Below are 20074 nucleotides of genomic sequence, written 5' to 3' on the forward strand. Positions count from 1 at the left end.
CACCGAAACTGCCCACGCCGGCTGCTGAAGTAGGCATCAACCTGCATCACAGACCCAGCCGACCGGCGCTTCAGAAAACAGCATAAGAAAGTCGACAGACCGACTCAAAACAGCTTGACACCCAGCGATTCGGCCGGAATCGGGGATTCATTTACGGGCCGCAGCCGCTATCCTCGTATTCCATGAACTCATGGAACAGTGAGGCGGGGGACCGCGTCGCGGTCCTCGACGCGCTCGCCGACGTGCTGAAGGCGATGGCGAACCCCAGGCGGCTCGGCCTGGTCGAGGTGTTGGCGCAGGGGGAGCAGTCCGTCGATGCGCTGGCGCGGCTGTCGGGGATCGGAGTGACCTCGGTGTCGGCGCACCTGCAGACGCTCAAGCGGGCCGGACTGGTGGAGTGTCGGCGGGAGGGGACCACCGTCTTCTACCGGTTGGCCGGCGACGATGTGGCGAGACTGTTCGTCGTCGCCCAGCAGGTCGGGATGAAGCGGTCGTCGCATCTGCGCGACGAGGTGGGCCGCTATCTGGGCGATCCGACCACGTCGGTCGTCGGGACCGCGGCGATCGCCGACGACGCACTGGTTCTGGACGTGCGCCGCGCCGAGGAGTACGCGGCCGGCCACTTCGGCGGCGCCGTGTCGATCCCGGCGGACGAGCTGCCCGACCGATGGCGAGAGCTGCCCGACGACCGGCCGGTCGTCATCTACTGCCGGGGCGAACTGTGCCGCCTGGCCCGAACCAGCGCGCAATGGTTGCGCGAGCGGGGCTTCGATGCGACGGCGTTGGCCGACGGGGTGCTCGAATGGCGAGCCGAGGGGGAGGTGGATCTTGAGCGCGACGCAGATCCTCGATCCTGATCACCTCGCGGCGGTGCAGCGGCGCACGCTGCGCGTCGTCGTCGCGAGCCAGGTCCTGGGCGGTGCGGGACTGGCCGCCGGGGTGGCGGTTGGTGCGCTGCTGGCCGCCGACATGCTCGGCGGGGAGGGCTATGCCGGCGTGCCGACCGCGCTGTTCACCCTCGGGTCGGCCCTCGCCGCCTTCCTGGTGGGTCGCTACACCCAGCGGCTGGGTCGGCGCACCGGTCTCGGCGTCGGATTCGCGGCCGGCGGGCTGGGCGCGATCGGCGTGGTGATCGCCGCCGTCATCGGCAGCGTGCCGCTGTTGTTCGTCGCCTTCTTCGTCTACGGCTCGGGCACTGCGACCAACCTGCAGGCGCGCTACGCCGGCGCCGACCTCGCCGCCCCCGAGCATCGCGGCCGGGCGATCAGCGTCGCGATGGTCTCGACCACGCTGGGCGCGGTGGCCGGCCCCAATCTGATCGAGCCGCTCGGCTCGCTCGCGACCGCGCTCGGGATTCCCGCTCTGGCCGGACCGTTCCTGCTGGCCGCCGTCGCCTACCTCGCCGCGGGCGCGACCCTGCTCGCGCTCCTGCGCCCCGACCCCTACATCCTGGCCCAACGACTGTCCGGACCCGACGACGAGCTCACCGCCGACGACGGCGCGGCGCCGCGATGGAGCCGAAGCGTGATCGCCGGCGCCACGGTGATGATCTTGACCCAGATCATGATGGTCGCGGTCATGACGATGACGCCGGTCCACATGCGCGCGCACGATCACTCACTGGGCGACGTCGGCCTGGTGATCGGCATCCACATCGGCGCGATGTTCCTGCCGTCGCTGGTCACCGGGGCCCTGGTGGACCGGATCGGTCGGCTGTGGATGTCGGTGGCCGGCGGTGTCACGCTGTTGGCCGCGGGGCTGGTCGCCGCGCTGGCGCCCGCGGACTCGCTCGGCCTGCTCATCGTGGCTCTCGCGCTGCTGGGGCTGGGCTGGAACTTCGGTCTGATCGCGGGCACCGCGCTGATCGTCGACGGCACCAGCGTCCGCAACCGCGCGGGCGTGCAGGGCTCGATCGACGTGCTCATCGCTCTGGCCGGGGCGGGCGCCGGCGCGGCGTCCGGCGTGGTGGCCGCCGCCGCGGGCTTCGGCTTCCTGGCGATCTCGACGGCGGTCTTGACGCTCGTCATGCTGCCGGTGCTGCTGTGGTCGCGGAGTGCGGCCCGGGCGAACTGATCCGCCGAAAGATCTCGGTGCGATCGTGGTTCACGGCGAACCACGATCGCACCGGGAGTCTTCACGACTTCACAGATCGAAACGGGCGTCGGCCGTCGCGCGACCGAGCAGCTGGTCGCCGTCGTAGATGCGGGCGTCGAACAGGCTCAGGCGCCGCCCCAGCTTGACCGGTGTCACGTCGATCCGCACCCGGCGGCCGTCGACGATCGGGGAGCGATGGAACTCGCAGGTGAAGTCGATGAGCTGGTAGCCGCCGCCGGGGCGGACCTGGCGCTGGGCGCCGAACGAGCAGGCCTGGGCGAGCATCGCGGCGATCACCCCGCCGTGCATCGTGCCCATCATGTTCGCCATCCACGTGTCGGTGGTGAACTCGGCCCGGACCGAGCCGTCGTCATCGGTGCCGACGACGACGCCGCCGAGCAGCTCGGTGATCGGGCCCGCCGGCAGCGATCCGTCGACGAGCTGCGCGATCACCTCGCCGCCGTCGAGGGTCGGGTCGAGCGCGGCCACCGCCGGGACGTGGTCGGGCGCGGGCGGTGCGGGGCGCAGTTCCATGGCGGAGTCGTCGGTGACCGGCCGGCCCACCCGGATGTTGCGGGCGGTCCCGAAGCACACCGGGCCGCTCGTCTGGCCGGTGATCGTCACGGCGGTCGTGCCGTACGCGTCGTCGTGCATCTGCAGTGCGGCCTCGGCGCGCAGTTCTTCGCTCACTGCCGGACGGCTCACCATCGACATCGTCAGGCGGGCCTGCATCGACGAGTTGGTCGGGTCCAGACGGTAGAACGGGATGCCGCCGATGTCGTCGAACAAGACGGTGAGCGCGGGCAGGTCGATGAGACCGCGGTGGTCGGTGAGGGCGGTGCCGAGCCGCTGGGTGAGGACGCCGGCGGCGGCGCGGTCGCGGCCGATCGCGAACACGGTGAACGGATCGGCGATCGCCGGCTGAGTCGTCATGGGTCCGTCCTATCAGGCGGTCGCCGGTACTGAGAAGTCCATCGGAGCCGGATGAGACGGGTGCCACTCGGACGCGCCGAAACCAGAAACAATCATGCGCGCTTGATTTATTCACGCATCCGTGTGACGCTGGTCGCATGCCGATTGTGGACGAACTGGTGCAGGCTCTGCAGGCTGAATCCGAATCTCTGGACGATCTCGTCGCCGACCTCCCCGACGAGGCATGGGCGACGCCGACCCCGGCGAAGGGCTGGACCGTCGCGCATCAGATCGGGCATCTGCTGTGGACCGACCGGGTGTCGCTCCTGTCGATCACCGATCCGGACGGCTTCGCCGCCGTTGTCGGCGAGGCGATGGGCGATCCGCTGGGCTTCGTCGACGCGGCCGCGGAGGCGGAGGCGGTGCGCGCCCCCGCGGACCTGCTCGCCGACTGGCGCAAGACGCGAGCCCGGCTCGGCGGTGCACTGGTCGCGGTCCCGGACGGTACCAAGCTGACCTGGTTCGGCCCGCCGATGTCGGCGGCGTCGATGGCGACGGCGCGGCTGATGGAGACGTGGGCGCACGGACTCGACGTCGCCGATGCGCTCGGCGCGGCGCGGGTCGCGGACGACCGCATCAAGAACATCGTGCACCTGGGGGTGCGGACCCGGAACTTCGCCTACCTGGTCAACGGGCTGGAGGCGCCGACCGAGGAGTTCCGCTACGAGATCACCGCGCCCTCGGGCGAGGTGTGGACGTGGGGGCCGGCCGACGCGAGCAACGTGGTGCGCGGCCCGGCGGTCGACTTCTGCGAGCTGATCACCCAGCGCAGGCACCTGTCCGACCTGGCCCTGGAGATCGTCGGCGACGACGCCGCCACCTGGGCGTCGATCGCGCAGGCGTTCGCCGGACCGCCCGGCGGCGGGCGCGAGCCGCACGCTGAAGGTCGTGCCGGGTGAGCGGTGCGGGGGTCTCGATGCGTTCCCTCCGCTGCGCTCCGGTCGCTTACTCGACCAGCCTGGGGAACCGTCGGCCGTGCGCTCGCAGAACGCCCCGACTTCCCAGCCTGGGGAACCTTCGGCCGCGCTCTCGCCGAGGGCACGGCTCCCCAGGCTGGTCGGAAGGCTGCGATCGAACGGCTCGGCGGGGCCGACGTCCCAGGCTGGTCGAGTAAGGCAGCCGAGCGGAGCGAGGCCGCCGCATCGAGACCCCGCACCGCGACACCGACATTCCCCACCGCATGTGACGACGAACGATTGCGAAGGATCCCATGACTGACACACCCATCCGCATCGGCAACGTCTCCGGCTTCTACGGCGACCGCTTCAGCGCGGTCCGCGAGATGCTCGAAGGCGGCGACCTCGATTACCTCGCCGGTGATTACCTGGCCGAGCTGACCATGCTGATCCTGGGCCGCGACCGACTCAAGGACCCCGACCTCGGTTACGCCAAGACCTTCCTGCGGCAGATGGAGGAGAACCTCGGGCTCATCTCCGACAAGGGCGTCAAGGTCGTGGTCAACGCGGGCGGACTCAACCCGCACGGGCTGGCCGTCGCATTGCGCAAACTCGCGGGCAAGCTCGGCGTGGACACGCAGGTGGCCTTCGTCAACGGCGACGACATCGTCAAACGCGCCGCCGAACTCGGCTTGGGCAATCCGATCACGGCCAACGCCTACCTGGGCGGATTCGGCATCAAGTACGCACTCGACCGGGGCGCCGACATCGTCGTCACCGGACGCGTCACCGACGCCTCGCTGGTGGTCGGGACCGCGGCGTCGGCGTTCGACTGGGGTCATGCCGACCTCGATCAGCTGGCGGGCGCGGTGGTCGCCGGCCACGTCATCGAATGCAGCGCGCAGGCCACCGGCGGCAACTACTCGTTCTTCACCGAGATCCCCGACATGGGGCGCCTCGGCTTCCCGATCGCCGAGATCTCCGCCGACGGCAGTTCGGTGATCACCAAGCACGACGGAACCGGCGGCGCCGTGCAGCTCGGCACGGTCACCGCCCAGCTGCTGTACGAGGTCCAGGGGCCGCGCTACTACAACCCCGATGCCACCGCGCGCCTGGACACCATCGCGCTCAGCGACGACGGCCCCGACCGCGTCCGCATCTCCGGTGTCAAGGGGGAGGCGCCGCCGAAGAACCTCAAGGTCTCGCTCAACCACCTCGGCGGCATCCGCAACGAGTTCCAGGTGATCCTCACCGGCTTGGACATCGAGGCCAAGGCGGCCCTGTTCCAGCAGCAGTTCGAGGCCGCGCTGCCCGCGCGTCCGGCCGAGCTCGCCTGGGAGCTGGTGCGGCTGGACCGCCCCGACGCCGACACCGAGGAGAAGGCCAGCGCGCTGCTGCGCTGCGTGGCGCGCGACCCCGACCCGAAGGTCGCGGGCCGGGCGTTCACCAACACCGCGGTGGAGTTGGCGTTGGCCAGCTATCCCGGGTTCACCCTGTCGGCGCCGCCCGCGAGCGGCTCGCCGTACGGGGTCTTCGAACCCGCCTACGTCGACGCCGCGCTCGTCCCGCATCAGGTGAACCAGCCCGACGGCGTCACCGTCCGGGTGGAGCCGTCGCCCCTGCGGACCGACCCGATCGCCGATGTGGCAGTGCCGTCGTCGCCCGCGGGCACCGACTGGGGGCCGACGGTTCCGCGGCCGCTCGGCACGCTGATCGGCGCCCGGTCCGGCGACAAGGGCGGCAGCGCCAACATCGGTCTGTGGGCGCGCGGCGACGACGAGTACGCCTGGCTGCTGGAGACCCTCAGCACCGCCCGGCTGGGCGAACTGCTGCCCGAGGTCGCCGGGCTCACGGTGCATCGTTATCCGCTGCCGAACCTGCGGGCGATCAACTTCGTCATCGAAGACATTCTGGGACGCGGCGTCGCCGAGAACGTGCGCTTCGACCCCCAGGCCAAGGGACTCGGCGAATGGCTGCGTTCGCGCGTGGTGCCGATCCCGACCCGATTCCTCCCGACGGAAGGTAACTGACCAGTGCCCATCGCCAGTGACATCTGGGACTCGCCCGAGCGTCGTCAGCTCCGCAAGACCGTGCGCGGGTTCGCGCAGCGGCACATCCTGCCGTACCAGGACGAGTGGGAGCGCGACGGCCTGATCCCGCGTGAGACGCACCGCGCGGCGGCCGAGCTCGGCCTGTTCGGCCTCGGCGTGCCCGAGGAGATCGGCGGCTCCGGCGGCGACCTGATCGACGCGTCGATCCTGACCGAGGAACTCGCCTACCAGGGTGCCTCCGGCGGTGTCTTCGCCTCGCTGTTCACCCACGGCATCGCCCTGCCGCACCTGATCGCCGCGAACGATCCGGCCCAGCTCGACAAGTGGGTCAAGCCGACCCTGGCAGGCGAGAAGATCGGCAGCCTGGCCATCACCGAACCCGGCGGCGGCAGCGACGTCGGGCACCTGACCACCAAGGCCGTACGCGACGGCGACAGTTACGTCGTCAACGGCGCGAAGACCTTCATCACCTCGGGGGTGCGCGCGGACTTCATCGTCGCCGCGGTCCGCACCGGGGGCGACGGCGCCGCGGGCGTGTCGCTGCTGGTGATCGAGAAGGGGACTCCCGGCTTCGAGGTGACCCGCAAGCTCGACAAGATGGGCTGGCTCTCCTCCGACACGGCCGAACTGTCGTTCACCGATGTGCGTGTTCCGGTGGAGAACCTGGTGGGGCCGGAGAACTCCGGGTTCGCGCAGATCGCGCAGGCCTTCGTCACCGAGCGCGCCTCCCTGGCGATCCTCGCCTACGCGAGCGCGCAGCGCTGCCTGGATCTGACCCTGGACTGGGTCCGGAACCGGGAGACCTTCGGCAAGCCGCTGATCAAGCGGCAGTCGGTGCAGGACACCGTCACCGAGATGGCCCGCCGCATCGACGTCGCCCGCACCTACACGCGGGCGGTCGTGGAACGACGAGTCAGTTCCGGTGATGATCTGATCGCCGAGATCTGTTTCGCGAAGAACACCGCCGTCGAGACCGGCGAGTGGGTCGCGAACAAGGCGGTGCAGTTGCACGGCGGCATGGGTTACATGCGCGAATCCGAAGTCGAGCGCCAGTACCGCGACATGCGGCTCATCGGCATCGGCGGCGGCACCAACGAGATCCTGGCCGGATTGGCGGCGAAGCGATTGGGGTATCAGGCGTGACCATTCTCAAGAGCAAGGTCGACGTCGAGTCGGCGGAGTTCGCGGCCAACGTCGAGGCGATGAACGCCAAGCTCGCCGAGCTCGACTTGGAGTTCCGCAAGGTCCTCGCCGGCGGTGGCGAGAAGTACGTGGAGCGGCATCGCAAGCGCGGCAAGATGACCGCGCGCGAGCGGATCGAGCTGTTGATCGACGAGGACTCGCCGTTCCTGGAGCTGTGCCCGTTGGCGGCGTACGGTTCGCAGTTCACGGTGGGCGCCTCGCTGGTGACCGGCATCGGTGTCGTCGAAGGCACCGAATGCGTGCTCGTCGCCAACGATCCGACGGTGAAGGGCGGCACGTCCAATCCGTGGACCCTGCGAAAGATCCTGCGCATCAACGAGATCGCGATGAAGAACCGACTGCCGGTGATCTCGCTGGTGGAGTCGGGCGGCGCCGATCTGCCGACGCAGAAGGAGGTCTTCGTCCCGGGTGGCGGCATGTTCCGGGATCTGACCCGGCTGTCGGCGGCGGGCATTCCGACCATCGCGCTGGTCTTCGGCAATTCGACGGCCGGCGGCGCGTACGTGCCGGGCATGAGCGATCACGTGGTGATGATCGACGAGCGTTCCAAGGTCTTCCTCGGCGGTCCGCCGCTGGTCAAGATGGCCACCGGTGAGGAGAGCGACGACGAGGAGTTGGGCGGGGCGAAGATGCACGCCCGCGTCTCGGGTCTGGGCGACTACCTGGCCGCCGATGAGCAGGACGCGGTCCGGATCGGGCGGCGGATCGTCGCGCGGCTGAACTGGCGCAAGGCCGGTCCGGGGCCGATCGAATCCGTCGACGGCGCGGCCCCGGCCGAGCCCCGGTACAGCCCGGAGGAGCTGCTGGGGATCGTGCCGCCGGATCTGAAGATTCCGTTCGATCCGCGCGAGGTGATCGCGCGCGTGGTGGACGACTCGGACTTCGACGAGTTCAAACCCGAGTACGGTGCATCGCTGTGCACCGGGTGGGCGCGGATTCACGGGTATCCGGTGGGGATCCTGGCCAATGCGCAGGGCGTGCTGTTCTCTGCCGAGGCGCAGAAGGCGACCCAGTTCATACAGTTGGCCAACCGCAGCGACACGCCGCTGCTGTTCCTGCACAACACCACCGGCTACATGGTCGGCAAGGAGTACGAGCAGGGCGGCATCATCAAGCACGGCGCCATGATGATCAATGCGGTGTCGAACTCGACGGTCCCGCACATCTCGGTGCTGGTGGGCGCCAGCTACGGCGCAGGCCACTACGGCATGTGCGGTCGTGCCTACGATCCGCGGTTCCTGTTCGCCTGGCCCAGCGCCAAGAGCGCCGTCATGGGTGCGGCGCAGCTCGCCGGGGTCATCTCGATCGTCTCCCGCGCGGCCACCGAGGCCCGCGGCGGCACCGTCGACGAGGAGGCCGACGCCGGGATGCGCGCCATGATCGAGGCGCAGATCGAAGCGGAGTCGGTCCCGATGTTCCTGTCCGGGATGCTCTACGACGACGGCGTCATCGATCCGCGCGACACGCGCACGGTGCTCGGCCAGGCGCTGTCGGCGATCGCATCGGCACCGGTCGAGGGCACCAGCAACTTCGGCGTCTTCCGGATGTGACGGAGTCACACATGACTACAGCGAGGAACTCCTCTATGCCTTCCGCCATCACTTCTGTCCTGGTCGCCAACCGCGGCGAGATCGCCCGACGGGTGTTCGCCACCTGCGTCGAGATGGGTCTGAACACCGTCGCGGTGTACTCCGACCCCGACTCCGACGCCCCGCACGTGGCGGCCGCCGATGCGGCGGTCCGTCTGCCCGGCTCGACCTCCGCGGAGACCTATCTGCGCGGTGACGCGATCATCGCCGCCGCCCGGGCCGCAGGCGCGGACGCGATCCATCCCGGATACGGATTCCTGTCGGAGAACGCCGAGTTCGCGCGCGCGGTGATCGACGCCGGGCTGACCTGGGTCGGTCCGCCGCCCACGGCGATCACCGCGATGGGCTCCAAGGTGAACGCCAAGGCGCTCATGAAGGACGCCGGGGTGCCGGTGCTCGGGAACATCGAACCCGATGCGGTCACCGCCGACGACCTGCCGCTGCTCATCAAGGCCTCCGCCGGTGGCGGCGGCCGCGGAATGCGCGTCGTCCGCGAGCTCGGCGAACTGGCCGAGCAGGTCGCCGCCGCCCGCCGCGAGGCGGAGTCGGCGTTCGGCGACCCGACGGTCTTCTGCGAGCCGTACATCGAACGCGGCCACCACATCGAGGTTCAGGTGATGGCCGACGAGCACGGCCAGGTGTGGACCGTCGGCGAACGCGAGTGCTCCATTCAGCGACGCCACCAGAAGGTCGTCGAAGAGGCGCCCGCGCCGCTGGTGGAGCGGGTCGGCGGCGACATGCGCGACCGACTGTTCGCCGCGGCCCGCAAGGCCGTCACCTCGATCGGCTACCGCGGCGCGGGGACCGTCGAGTTCCTGGCCGACGAGACCGGCAAGTTCTTCTTCTTGGAGACCAACACCCGCCTGCAGGTGGAGCATCCGGTCACCGAGCTCACCACGGGTGTCGACCTGGTGGAGTGGCAGCTGCGGGTGGCGATGGGCGAGCCGCTCGGTGACGCTCCGGTGGCGGCGAAGGCCGGCGGTTTCGGTCATTCCATCGAGGTGCGCCTGTACGCGGAGGATCCGGCGCACGACTGGCAGCCGCAGTCGGGCACGCTGGCCCGCATCGACCTGCCTGCGACGACCCGGTTCGGGCTGCTGGAGCGGCCGGGCATCCGCGTCGACTCCGGTGTCGCCGACGGCAGCGAGATCTCGACCTTCTACGATCCGATGCTGGCGAAGGTGATCTCGTGGGCGCCCGACCGTGCTCAGGCCGCGGCGATCCTGGCCCGCGCCCTGGCCGACGCCGAGATCCACGGCGTCGTCACCAACCGCGACATGCTGGTGAACACGTTGCGTGAGAAGGACTTCCTCGCCGGCGCCACCGATACCGGCTACCTGACGCCCGAGCGGGTGGCCGAGCTGGCGAAGCCGCTGGCCGGTGAGGGTGCCGATCTGGTGGCGGCGACGGTCGCCGCGCTGGCGCAGTCGGCGGGCAATCGGGCCCGCGCGCGTGCGGTCCCGGGGGCGCCGTCGGGGTGGCGCAACCTGGCCTCCGACTATCAGCGCAAGACGTATGTGGCCGCCGACGGCACCGAGATCGTCGCGCGGTACCGGTTCGGGCGCGGCGGCGTCGTCGAACTGCCGGACCTCGACGGGGCGGCCGTCTCGTCCGTGTCGCCCGACACGGTGGTGCTGATCCGCGACGGTGTGGCGCGTCGGTACCGGGTGAGCGTGGTCGGCGATCAGGTCTTCGTCGACTGGCCGGGTGCGGCGGTGACGTTGCGGCGGGCCCCGCGGTACGTCGATCCGGCGGCCGTGCAGCGGCCCGGCTCGCTGTTGGCGCCGATGCCCGGCTCGGTGATCCGGGTGGCCGTCTCCGAGGGCGACCGCGTCACCGCAGGTCAGCCGCTGCTGTGGCTGGAGGCGATGAAGATGGAGCACACCGTCTCGGCGCCGTCGGACGGCATCGTGTCGGTCCTCGCCGTGGAGGCCGGCCGCCAGCTGGCCGTCGGCGACGTGCTGGCCGTCATCAGTGAGGAGGCCGAAGCCGAGTAGCCCCGAAGCCCGCGCCGGGCAGGCGGCTCCCCAGGCTGGTCGAGTAAGGCGCCGGCTCCGCCCCAGGCTGGTCGAGTAGTCCGAGGCGCTAGCCGAGGACGTATCGAGACCCGTCGGCATCTCGATACGCTCGCTCACTTCGTTCGCGGGCTACTCGATGAGCCTGAACCGTTCGATGCGCCTGACCGGCGCCGACTCCACCCCAGGCCGGTCGGGTCGGCCCCAACCCAGGCTGGTCGAGTAGTCCGAGGCGCTAGCCGAGGACGTATCGAGACCCCGCAAACACACACCCGCAACACAACTCACGAAGGACCCCCATGAGTTTCATCGAAACCGAAGAACAGACCGCCCTGCGCGAAGCCGTTGCGGGACTGGTGAAGAAGTACGGGCACCAGTACTTCGTCGACTGCGCCCGACAGGGACGCAAGACCGACGAGCTGTGGCGCGAGGCCGGTGAACTCGGCTTCATCGGCGTCAACCTGCCGGAGGAGTACGGCGGCGGCGGTGCCGGCATGTACGAGCTGGCGATCGTCATGGAGGAACTTGCGGCCGGCGGCACCGGGCTGCTGATGATGGTCGTCTCGCCGGCCATCTGCGGCAACATCATCGCCCGTTTCGGCACCGACGAGCAGAAGCAGCGCTGGATCCCCGGACTGGCCGACGGCACCATCACGATGGCCTTCGGCATCACCGAACCCGACGCCGGCTCCAACTCGCACCAGATCACCACCACCGCGGCGCGTGACGGAGACGAGTGGGTGCTCAACGGCCGCAAGGTGTTCATCTCCGGCGTCGACCAGGCGCAGGCCGTGCTGATCGTCGCGCGGACCGAGGACGCCAAGACGGGTCGCCTCAAGCCCGCGCTGTTCATCGTCCCGACCGACGCGCCCGGGTTCGAAGCGCAGATCATCGAGATGGAGCTGATCAACCCGGAGAAGCAGTTCACCCTGTTCCTCGACGACGTGCGGCTGCCGTCCGACGCGCTGGTCGGCTCCGAGGACGCCGCGCTGAGCCAGCTGTTCGCCGGACTCAATCCCGAGCGCATCATGGCGTCGGCGTCGGCGGTCGGCATGGGGCGTTACGCCCTCGACCGTGCCGTCGAATACGCCAACGACCGCACGGTGTGGAAGACGCCGATCGGCGCGCACCAGGCGATCGCCCATCCGCTCGCGCAGGGCAAGATCGAACTCGAGATGGCCAAGTTGATGATGCAGAAGGCCGCGACCCTGTACGACGCGGGCGACGACTGGGGTGCCGCGGTCCCGGCCAACATGGCCAAGTACGCCGCGGGCGAGGCGACGGCCAAGCTCGTCGACCAGGCGATTCAAACCCTCGGCGGCAACGGTCTGACCGTCGAGTACGGGTTGGCCGCGATGCTCCCGCTCTCGCGCCTGACGCGGATCGCGCCGGTGAGTCGGGAGATGATCCTGAACTTCGTGGCGCAGACGAGCCTGGGCCTGCCGAAGTCGTACTGAGAGTTTGGGCCCGGGCTGGTGTACGGGTACGTCGCCGGCATCTCGATACGCTCGCTCACTTCGTTCGCGGGCTACTCGATGAGCCTGGGGGCTCGCTACTTCGTTCGATCGCTACTCGATGAGCCTGGGGCTCGCTGGGTGCGTTCGTGGTCGATGAGCCTGGGGGCCTGGTGCGCCTGGGCAGGGTGGTCGAGTAGGCCGAGGCGCTAGCCGAGGGTGTATCGAGGCCAGGGGGGATCTCGATACGCTCGCTCACTTCGTTCGCGGGCTACTCGATCAGCCTGAGGGGCTTGCTCACTTCGTTCGCGGGCTACTCGATCAGCCTGAGGGGCTCGCTCACTTCGTTCGCGGGCTACTCGATCAGCCTGAGGGGCTCGCTCACTTCGTTCGCGGGCTACTCGATCAGCCTGGGCGGAACCTCGGAGCCGAGGGATCGGGACAGCAAAACACAAGGAGGACAATCATGACCGACACGCTCGTCCAGACCGCCGTCGAGGCGGCGGTGCTTACTGTCACGCTCGATTCGCCCGCCAACCGGAATGCGCTCAGCGGCGCGCTCGTCGCGCAGCTGCAGCAGGCGTTCGACGGGGCGGCCGACGACGCGATCCGCGCCGTCGTCCTCACCCACACGGGCGGGACGTTCTGTGCCGGCGCCGACCTGGGGGAGGCGCTGAAACGCGGCCTCAGTCCGGAGGAGGCCACAGCCGAGGGCGGCAAGGCGATGGTCGGACTGATCCGGACCATTCTGGAACTGGACAAGCCGGTGATCGTGGTCGCCGACGGCCATGTTCGAGCGGGTGGCCTCGGGCTGGTCGGGGCGGCCGACATCGTGCTCGTCGGCCCCGCAGCGACCTTCGCGCTCACCGAGTCTCGACTGGGATTGGCGGCGTCGATCATCTCCATCCCGCTGCTGGCGAAGATGACCCCGCGGTCGGCCGGTCGCTACTTCCTGACCGGCGAGAAGTTCGGCGGCGAACTCGCTCAGCAGATCGGCCTCGTCACCGCCGCGTCCGAGACGTCCGACGCGCTGGCCGCCGAACTCGACAGCGTCCTGGAAGGCATCCGCAAGGCGTCGCCGCAGGGGCTGTCGGTGAGCAAGAAGCTCACCACCGCCGCGCTGCTCGACGGATTCGACGAGGCCGCCGCCGCGCGTGCGGAGGAGTCGATGAAGCTGTTCGCCTCCGACCAGGCGCGGGAGGGCATGACCGCGTTCCTGAGCAAGCGGCGCCCGGCGTGGGATACGAGTCGGTCGTGAACTCGCCGGTCCGTGAACCTCAGCAGGACCGCTCCCGGGCCACCCGGGAGCGGCTGGTGGCCGCCGCGGTCGATCTGCTCGCCACGCGCGGCTGGGCCGCGACGACGGTGGCGAAGGTCGCGGAGGAGGCCGGGGTGTCGCGCGGGGCGGCGCAGCATCACTTCCCGACCAGGGAGGCGCTGTTCCACGCGGTCATCGAGGAGATGTACGAGACGATGATGGTCGAGGCGACGCAGTCGTTGGCCGCAGTCCCGTCGGGTGCGGACCGGATCGAGGCCGTCGTCGACCAAGCCGTGTCGATCTACACCGGCAAGCCGTTCAAGGCGGCGTTGCAGGTCTGGTCGGCCGCCGCCTCCGATCCCGCGCTCGGTGACGTGATCCGCCCCCTGGAGGCCAAACTGGGCCGGGCCGCGCACAAGTTCGTCGTCGCCGGCCTCGATCCGGACGGGACACACCCGCAGGCCCACCGTCTGGCGCAGATCACCCTCGATCTGGCGCGAGGGCTGGGTCTGGCCGACACCCTGTCCGACGACTCGCGTCGACGGGCGGGCGTCGCCGCAGCCTGGGTTGAGCAGTTGACGGTGGCGCTGGGCTGATTCGGGCCGGATCGGGGACCGGTGTCAACGGAACGGCGTGCGGGAGGACGGAGAGGCCTACAGATCCTGGTCCCACCGGACCACGGATCCGATGATGTCGGGGAATTTCCGCTCCGCATAATTCAGATACTCGGCGATGTGTTCGTTCATCGCCTCCATCGACGCGTTCGCGTCCCGATTACTCATTGCGGTGAAGATCGACTCGTGCGCGGCGAGAGTGGCCTTTCGTCTCGACTGCGGGAAATCCATTCCGACAATCGTGCCGTTTGTGACCTCCAGCAGTGAATCCGCGAGGTAACCGAGCAACGGATTGTCCGTCGACCACGCGATGAGATCGTGGAATTCCTTGTTCGCCTCCAGGAATGCGCGGCGATCGCTTTTGAGTGCGACCTTCATCTGTTCGACGGTCGCGCCGACCTCGGAGAGACGTTCGTCCGAGATATTGGCGGCCGCTAATTGAGTAATGACCGGTTCGATACTGAGCCGAGCTTCGAAGATCGACCGCAGCGGGGCGTTTCGCAACTGCATCAGCAGTACGAAGGCGCCCGACAGGAACGACCCGGTCGGTTCCTGAAGCACCGGGCCGCCGCGCGGGCCGGGCTTCATCACGACTACACCTTGGAATTCAAGCAACCGCAGCGCTTCACGGAGGGTGCCACGGCCGATCTGGTACTTCTCGACCATGACCTTCTCGGACGGCAGCAGATCGCCGGGTCCGAGGCCGGCGTCGAGTGCCTCCTGGACGATCTGCTGGCTGATGACGACGGCGGCTTTCGGGGCTCGCGTCGAGGCGGTCACTCTCGATCTCCGACCGTGTGATGCTGGAACCTTCCGGTGCGCACTCGATCGCCCCCCTCTGGATATGCGGGTCCGCACTCGCACAACTTGCGGAGCGGATGAAACATGACAGACATCACGGTACTACTGATGTACGACTACTCGACGCAGTGGTCGAGAACGGCGCCGACCGAAATGTTCTCAGAGGCAGAAGTGTTCGGTCGGCGCCGTGGAGATGCTCGGACGATCAGGCGACATTGACCTCATGCATGTCGATGACCGCGCCGGCGGTGGCGAAGTTCGCCATGTCCGCCGCCCCCGCTTGTCCCTCGGCGGAACTGAGGCCGGCGATCGCCGCGTCCTTGGAGGGAAAGGTCAGCACACCGACGACGAAATGCTCGGGTCTGGTTCCGTCGAGAGTTTCGCACACGCCCCACTCGAATGAGGTGACGCCGGGCATCGTCATCGTCAGTGGGGCGTGGACGTCTCGGTAGTGCGTGAGGAAGTGTTCGGGATCTTCGGGGTGATGATAGTTGACGGTGATGCGGAACATGATGGCCTTTCCGGCGGGGCGAGTCGGATGGAGGGTCGGGCACTGCGGGGCGCGGTGCTACAGGGAGTCGAGGTGGCGGGTGATCGCGGTGGAGAAGTACTCGACGCCTGCGGCCGATCCGGGCAGGATGTTCACGAACTGGAAGAAGCCGTGCATCTGACCGTCGAACACGCGCATCTGGACGGGGACGCCCGCGGCTTCGAGTTTGGCTGCGTACGCTTCACCCTCCGCACGGAGGACGTCGTACTCGGCGAGCAGGACGACCGCCGGTGCCGCACCGGCGACATCGCCCTGCAACGGCGAGACGTTCGGATTGCTGCGAGTGCTCTTGTCGGGGGTGTACAGGTCCCAGAACCAATCCATCGCCTTCTTGTCGAGCATCAGCTGGTTCGCGGGGTCGAGGTACGTGGCGTTCTCGGTGTCGCTGTCGGTGACCGGGTACACGAGAGCCTGGAAGGCGATCTCGGGGCCGCCGGCACGAGCTGCCTGCTGCGCGACGACGGCCGCCAGGTTGCCGCCGGAGCTGTCGCCGCTGACGAGCAGGGGAAGGTCGGGGAACTGCTTCGCGGTCCAATTGAGAACGTCCCACGCGTCGTCGGCGGCGGTCGGATAGATGTTCTCCGGCGCAAGACGATAGTCCGGTAGCACGACGGTGCATCCGGTGCCTGCGGCGAGCTGGCGCGCCAGTGTGTCGAACTGGTCGGGGTTTCCGACGACCCATCCGCCGCCGTGGTAGTACACCAGGACACCGCGCGGGCTGTCGGAAGGGGTCAGCACGCGTACCGGGATCGGGTAGCCGTCCGACGCGACGACGGCGACGTCCTCGACCGCGGCCATCTGAGGACCGGGACCGTACAGCTCGATGAAGCCGTCGTTCATCGCTCGGACCTCGTCGGGCGTCATCTCGTACAGCGGTCTGCCGCCGCCTTCGGCCGCCTTCGCCAGGAATCCTGTGGTTGCTTCGTCCAAACTCATCGCGGGCCCGCCTTCTTCGACGTCAATTGGGATATTCATGCACATCATATGGATGGTCATGGAGAGTGTCAACGGTCACATCGGAGATTGTTTTGGGATTGAATCTATGTGCATGATTATTGTGAAGTCGGCCGGTTGGCGGCCTGTGAACCGGAGTGAGGAGAACCGATGACGGACGAGTCTGTGGTCACCACGGTGGTGGGTGAACGCGCGTTTCTGGAGTGCCCGCGCTGGCGCGGGGATCGGCTCTGGGTGTCCGATCTGTACGCGCACGAAGTGCTGTCGATCGGCGCGGATGCCGATGTGCGAGTCGAGGCGACGATGGGGGATCAGCCGTCGGGGCTCGGCTGGTTGCCCGACGGTCGACTGCTGATCGTGTCGATGGTCGACGGTCGGGTTCTGGTGCGGGACGACGCGAACGACCCCGCGGCCCTGTCGGTGCACGCGGACGTCTCGCATCTTGCGACGGGCAAGCTCAACGACATGACGGTCGATGAGAACGGGCATGCGTTCATCTCGACGTTCGGCTTCGAGTTCCGTTCACACTCGTACGTCGAATCGGCCGTCCTGATCCATGTCGCACCCGACGGGTCGGCCCGAATCGCCGCGGACGACCTGCTGTTCCCCAACGGTTCGGTGATCCTCGGTGAGGCGGGGGACGCGGTGCGGACCTTCGTCATCGCCGAGAGCATGGGCAATCGGCTCACTGCATTCGATCTCGACCGGTCGGGGCGGCTCGCGAATCGGCGCGTCTGGGCGGCGTTCGGCCCGGAAGTTCCCCGGACGTCGGTGCGCGATGCGATGGCGGCCGCGCAGGTGGCACCCGACGGCATCTGCCTCGGCGAGGATCGGACGATCTGGGTTGCCGATGCACTGAACCAGCGGGTGATCCGGGTTGCCGAGGGCGGCGCGATTCTGGACGAGAGGCGGTTCGGCACCGGCGTATTCGCGTGTGCGGTCGGTGGTGTGCGCGGCGACGTCCTGTACGGTTGCGCCGCCCCGTCGTCGTCGGAGCATCAACGCCGCGGCACCCGTGAGGCGAGTCTGCTCGCGACCGCGATCTGACGGCATCTCACACGATCTGGGGGCCTCATCGGGTCGTCGACCCCCGGGCCCGGCGTCAGCGACCTTGCGGCCACCTGCGGAAGCCCAGCGCAACGGCCGCCGCAGACAGCGCGGCGAAGACGACGCCGGCGAACCCCACACCGCTCACCGTCCCGGCCGCGGTGGCGATCCAACCGGTCGTCACCGCGACCACGCCCGTGAAGCCGTAGGCGATCGAAGCGTACTGCGATGCGACCCGGCCCTGCTCGACCGGCAGAACGCCTGCCGCGACGATCCTCAGACCGTTCGCGTAGGCGAACCCCTGGCCGACGCCCCACATGACGCAGGCCGCGAAGATGGTCGAAAGGCTCTCGGCCCAGACCCCGACGAAGCAGAGGCCGGCCCCGACGGCGATGGCTCCGGCGGCGACCGGTGACGGAAGGCTGCCGACGACGCGGGGTGCGATGCAGGCGACGCCGATCAACACGATCGGCGCCAGTGACGTCACGGTGATGGAGCCTGAGCCGGTCATGTCGGTGACCACGGTCGGAAGCAGTCCGACGACGATGCCGCCGATCGCCCATCCCGCGGCGCCCAGTGCGATCCCGGCCATTCGCAGTCGGGGTGTGCTTCGCCGTGTGGCCGGGTGGGTGAGCCCGCTGGGCCGAGTCTCATCGGGGGCGAGGATCAATCGCGTCACCGTGCCGCGGGAGCGACGGTGCGCGACGACCAGTGCGACCGCCGTGACTGCCAGCCACGTCGCGTGGATGCAGTAGATGGTCGTGGTCGGTGCGGGCAGCAGGTCGGCGACGGCGGCCGACGCGACGAGTCCGAGGAATGAGCCGAGCAGGGTGCCCGTCGCGGCGATGGCGCGCCCGCGTTCGCCGCGGGTGGCGAGGACGATCGTCGCGGTCGAGCCGGTACCGAGGCCGACGGAGACTCCGACGAGGATCCGACCGACGAACAGCCAGGCGACGGCCTCGCTGCCCGCGAGGAGTGCGAGATCGCCGACCAGGCAGACGACGACCGCCGCGGGCAGCACGCGCGTCGCGTGCGCGGGCAGTCCGGTGCGGGCGACGACGGTGAAGGTCACGACGAGCCCGACGAGGTAGACAGCGAACAGTGCGGTCACGGTGAACGTGCTCAGTTCGAGCCGATCGCGATAGACGGGCAGGAGCGGACCGGGGATGTTGGAGCCGACCACCAGTAGGCAGAAAGCGGCTGTCGCTACGAGTCCGTACGCTGCCGCGGAATGCCGCGTTCGCGGTTCGACGGCTGACTTCAAGCCTCTCACCTGCATGGATTCCAGGCCCTCAGCCATGCGAACGTGCTTCTTCTCGATTCACCCTTTACTTCTATCATGATAATGGTTAGCGTGATTAGCGTCACGAGAGCCTGATCATGTGACGGCTGCGAAGTGTTCTACATCGCGCATGCTGCGCGGCGAATGACTCCGAGGAGGACTTGATGAAGACAATGGGTGCGTTGATCTGGGAGCCCGGAACCCGCTCGGGCTGGAGCGTTGAAGAGATCGAGATCGATCCGCCGAAGAGCCGCGAAGTGCGGGTGAAGCTCGCCGCATCGGGGATCTGTCACAGTGACGACCACGTCGACACCGGCGACATCCCGCTCGACTGGGCGCCGATCATCGGTGGCCACGAGGGCGCGGGCATCATCGAAGAAGTCGGGCCCCACGTCACCGACTTCGAGGTCGGCGATCACGTCGTGCTCTCTTTCATGCCGGCATGCGGACACTGCGAGAAGTGCAACGTCGGTCTGACTAACCTGTGCACCATGGGTGCAGGCGTCCTGGGCGGGTTCGCGCCCGATGGCACGCACCGCATCCACGCGCGTGGTCAGGGCGTCGGTCCGTTCTCGTACCTCGGAACCTTCTCCCCGTACGTGGTGGTCAACATCGACTCCTGCGTGAAGATCGGCAAGGACATCCCCCTCGACAAGGCCGCACTGATCGGCTGCGGCGTCCCCACCGGCTGGGGGTCGTCGGTGTACGCCGCCGACGTGCAGATCGGCGAGACGGTGGTCGTCATCGGCACCGGCGGCGTCGGCATGAACGCCGTGCAGGGCGCGGTCCACAAGCGCGCGAAGAACATCATCGCCGTCGACCCGGTCGAGTACAAGCGTGACCAGGCCAAGCGGTTCGGTGCCACCCATGCGGTCAAGGATCTCGAGGAGGCGGCGAACCTCGTCTCCGAGCTGACCGGTGGGCAGGGGGCGGACAAGGTCCTCATCACCGTCGACATCGCCTACGGGCACCTCCTCAACCCGGCACAGGAGATGGTCTGCCGCGGCGGCACCCTGGTGGTGACCTCCGCGGCCCCGGTCACTCAACGCGACGTCCCCTTCGACCTGTTCACGTTCGCGATGAGTGGAAAGCGCCTGCAGGGAACGCTCTACGGGTCGACCAACGCTCGACGCGACATCCCGCTGATCGCCGACATGTACCGCCGCGGCGAGTTCAAGCTCGATGAGCTCGTCACCAAGACCTACGAGCTGGAGCAGATCAACGAGGCGGTCGCCGACATGCGTGCGGGCAAGAACATCCGCGGCGTCATCATGTACGACCTGTGATCGGCCTC

Annotated in this window: 17 protein-coding genes; 12 read left to right on the forward strand and 5 right to left on the reverse strand. The window is 68.6% G+C overall.

Features of this window, described 5'->3' with window-relative positions:
• Positions 1-182: 182 nt before the first annotated feature.
• Both AAFO60_RS17100 and AAFO60_RS17105 read left to right on the forward strand, forming a co-directional pair.
• A complete protein-coding gene (locus AAFO60_RS17100) occupies positions 183-857 on the forward strand; it encodes an ArsR/SmtB family transcription factor (RefSeq protein WP_347957436.1) in 675 nt (224 codons plus the stop codon).
• Positions 829-2073, forward strand: coding sequence for an MFS transporter (locus tag AAFO60_RS17105; RefSeq protein WP_347957437.1), 1245 nt, complete (start codon positions 829-831; stop codon positions 2071-2073). The genes AAFO60_RS17100 and AAFO60_RS17105 overlap by 29 nt, the downstream gene beginning before the upstream one ends.
• A gap of 69 nt (positions 2074-2142) precedes the next feature.
• Here the strand turns inward: AAFO60_RS17105 and AAFO60_RS17110 are convergent, their stop codons facing one another.
• On the reverse strand, positions 2143-3027 hold the full coding sequence (locus AAFO60_RS17110) for a PaaI family thioesterase (RefSeq protein WP_347957438.1): 885 nt from the start codon (positions 3025-3027) through the stop codon (positions 2143-2145).
• 137 nt (positions 3028-3164) lie between these two features.
• Here AAFO60_RS17110 and AAFO60_RS17115 point away from each other — a divergent pair, with 137 nt between their 5' ends.
• From AAFO60_RS17115 to AAFO60_RS17150, 8 genes are all read left to right on the forward strand, one after another.
• Positions 3165-3965, forward strand: coding sequence for a TIGR03084 family metal-binding protein (locus AAFO60_RS17115; protein ID WP_347957439.1), 801 nt, complete (start codon positions 3165-3167; stop codon positions 3963-3965).
• Between the two features lie 311 nt (positions 3966-4276).
• Positions 4277-5992, forward strand: coding sequence for an acyclic terpene utilization AtuA family protein (locus AAFO60_RS17120; protein ID WP_347957440.1), 1716 nt, complete (start codon positions 4277-4279; stop codon positions 5990-5992).
• Between the two features lie 3 nt (positions 5993-5995).
• Positions 5996-7156 carry an acyl-CoA dehydrogenase family protein gene (locus AAFO60_RS17125; RefSeq protein ID WP_347957441.1) on the forward strand — a complete coding sequence of 387 codons (1161 nt, stop codon included), beginning with the start codon at positions 5996-5998 and terminating at the stop codon, positions 7154-7156.
• The gene (locus AAFO60_RS17130; RefSeq protein ID WP_347957442.1) at positions 7153-8766 is read left to right on the forward strand and encodes an acyl-CoA carboxylase subunit beta; all 1614 of its coding nucleotides are present in this window, start codon (positions 7153-7155) and stop codon (positions 8764-8766) included. The genes AAFO60_RS17125 and AAFO60_RS17130 overlap by 4 nt, the downstream gene beginning before the upstream one ends.
• A gap of 35 nt (positions 8767-8801) precedes the next feature.
• Entirely contained in the window at positions 8802-10802 is a 2001-nt protein-coding gene (locus tag AAFO60_RS17135; protein ID WP_347957443.1) for a biotin carboxylase N-terminal domain-containing protein, read from the forward strand.
• A 317-nt stretch (positions 10803-11119) separates the two neighbouring features.
• Entirely contained in the window at positions 11120-12277 is a 1158-nt protein-coding gene (locus AAFO60_RS17140) for an acyl-CoA dehydrogenase family protein (RefSeq protein ID WP_347957444.1), read from the forward strand.
• A 463-nt stretch (positions 12278-12740) separates the two neighbouring features.
• Positions 12741-13532 (forward strand): enoyl-CoA hydratase family protein, encoded by a 792-nt coding sequence (locus AAFO60_RS17145; protein ID WP_347957445.1) that lies wholly within the window; start codon positions 12741-12743, stop codon positions 13530-13532.
• Complete coding sequence (locus tag AAFO60_RS17150; RefSeq protein WP_347957446.1) at positions 13529-14128, forward strand: TetR/AcrR family transcriptional regulator; 600 nt, start codon at positions 13529-13531, stop codon at positions 14126-14128. Before AAFO60_RS17145 ends, AAFO60_RS17150 begins: the two co-directional genes overlap by 4 nt.
• 57 nt (positions 14129-14185) lie before the next feature.
• Here AAFO60_RS17150 and AAFO60_RS17155 read toward each other — a convergent pair whose 3' ends face one another.
• The 3 genes from AAFO60_RS17155 to AAFO60_RS17165 form a co-directional block, all read right to left on the reverse strand.
• Positions 14186-14926 (reverse strand): FadR/GntR family transcriptional regulator, encoded by a 741-nt coding sequence (locus AAFO60_RS17155; protein ID WP_347957447.1) that lies wholly within the window; start codon positions 14924-14926, stop codon positions 14186-14188.
• Positions 14927-15152: 226 nt separating this feature from the next.
• A complete protein-coding gene (locus AAFO60_RS17160; protein WP_347957448.1) occupies positions 15153-15458 on the reverse strand; it encodes an EthD family reductase in 306 nt (101 codons plus the stop codon).
• Between the two features lie 57 nt (positions 15459-15515).
• The gene (locus tag AAFO60_RS17165) at positions 15516-16433 is read right to left on the reverse strand and encodes an alpha/beta hydrolase (RefSeq protein WP_347957449.1); all 918 of its coding nucleotides are present in this window, start codon (positions 16431-16433) and stop codon (positions 15516-15518) included.
• A 168-nt stretch (positions 16434-16601) separates the two neighbouring features.
• On the opposite strand from AAFO60_RS17165, the gene AAFO60_RS17170 reads away from it, so the two are divergent.
• The gene (locus AAFO60_RS17170) at positions 16602-17498 is read left to right on the forward strand and encodes an SMP-30/gluconolactonase/LRE family protein (RefSeq protein ID WP_347957450.1); all 897 of its coding nucleotides are present in this window, start codon (positions 16602-16604) and stop codon (positions 17496-17498) included.
• 55 nt (positions 17499-17553) lie between these two features.
• On the opposite strand, the gene AAFO60_RS17175 is transcribed toward AAFO60_RS17170, so the two are convergent.
• Positions 17554-18762, reverse strand: a complete 1209-nt coding sequence (locus tag AAFO60_RS17175) for an MFS transporter (protein ID WP_347957451.1) — start codon at positions 18760-18762, stop codon at positions 17554-17556.
• 182 nt (positions 18763-18944) lie between these two features.
• Here AAFO60_RS17175 and AAFO60_RS17180 point away from each other — a divergent pair, with 182 nt between their 5' ends.
• A complete protein-coding gene (locus AAFO60_RS17180) occupies positions 18945-20066 on the forward strand; it encodes an NDMA-dependent alcohol dehydrogenase (protein WP_347957452.1) in 1122 nt (373 codons plus the stop codon).
• Positions 20067-20074: the final 8 nt, after the last annotated feature.

The organism is Gordonia aichiensis (genome assembly GCF_039946255.1).
Classification (GTDB): domain Bacteria; phylum Actinomycetota; class Actinomycetes; order Mycobacteriales; family Mycobacteriaceae; genus Gordonia; species Gordonia aichiensis_A.

Bases quoted from the DNA above. Each gene is read 5' to 3' on its own strand.
- AAFO60_RS17160 (WP_347957448.1), bottom strand. From the start codon at position 15,458: ATGTTCCGCATCACCGTCAACTATCATCACCCCGAAGATCCCGAACAC.
- AAFO60_RS17140 (WP_347957444.1), top strand. From the start codon at position 11,120: ATGAGTTTCATCGAAACCGAAGAACAGACCGCCCTGCGCGAAGCCGTT.
- AAFO60_RS17115 (WP_347957439.1), top strand. From the start codon at position 3,165: ATGCCGATTGTGGACGAACTGGTGCAGGCTCTGCAGGCTGAATCCGAA.
- AAFO60_RS17110 (WP_347957438.1), bottom strand. From the start codon at position 3,027: ATGACGACTCAGCCGGCGATCGCCGATCCGTTCACCGTGTTCGCGATC.
- AAFO60_RS17180 (WP_347957452.1), top strand. From the start codon at position 18,945: ATGAAGACAATGGGTGCGTTGATCTGGGAGCCCGGAACCCGCTCGGGC.
- AAFO60_RS17145 (WP_347957445.1), top strand. From the start codon at position 12,741: ATGACCGACACGCTCGTCCAGACCGCCGTCGAGGCGGCGGTGCTTACT.
- AAFO60_RS17165 (WP_347957449.1), bottom strand. From the start codon at position 16,433: ATGAGTTTGGACGAAGCAACCACAGGATTCCTGGCGAAGGCGGCCGAA.
- AAFO60_RS17100 (WP_347957436.1), top strand. From the start codon at position 183: ATGAACTCATGGAACAGTGAGGCGGGGGACCGCGTCGCGGTCCTCGAC.
- AAFO60_RS17120 (WP_347957440.1), top strand. From the start codon at position 4,277: ATGACTGACACACCCATCCGCATCGGCAACGTCTCCGGCTTCTACGGC.
- AAFO60_RS17170 (WP_347957450.1), top strand. From the start codon at position 16,602: ATGACGGACGAGTCTGTGGTCACCACGGTGGTGGGTGAACGCGCGTTT.
- AAFO60_RS17135 (WP_347957443.1), top strand. From the start codon at position 8,802: ATGCCTTCCGCCATCACTTCTGTCCTGGTCGCCAACCGCGGCGAGATC.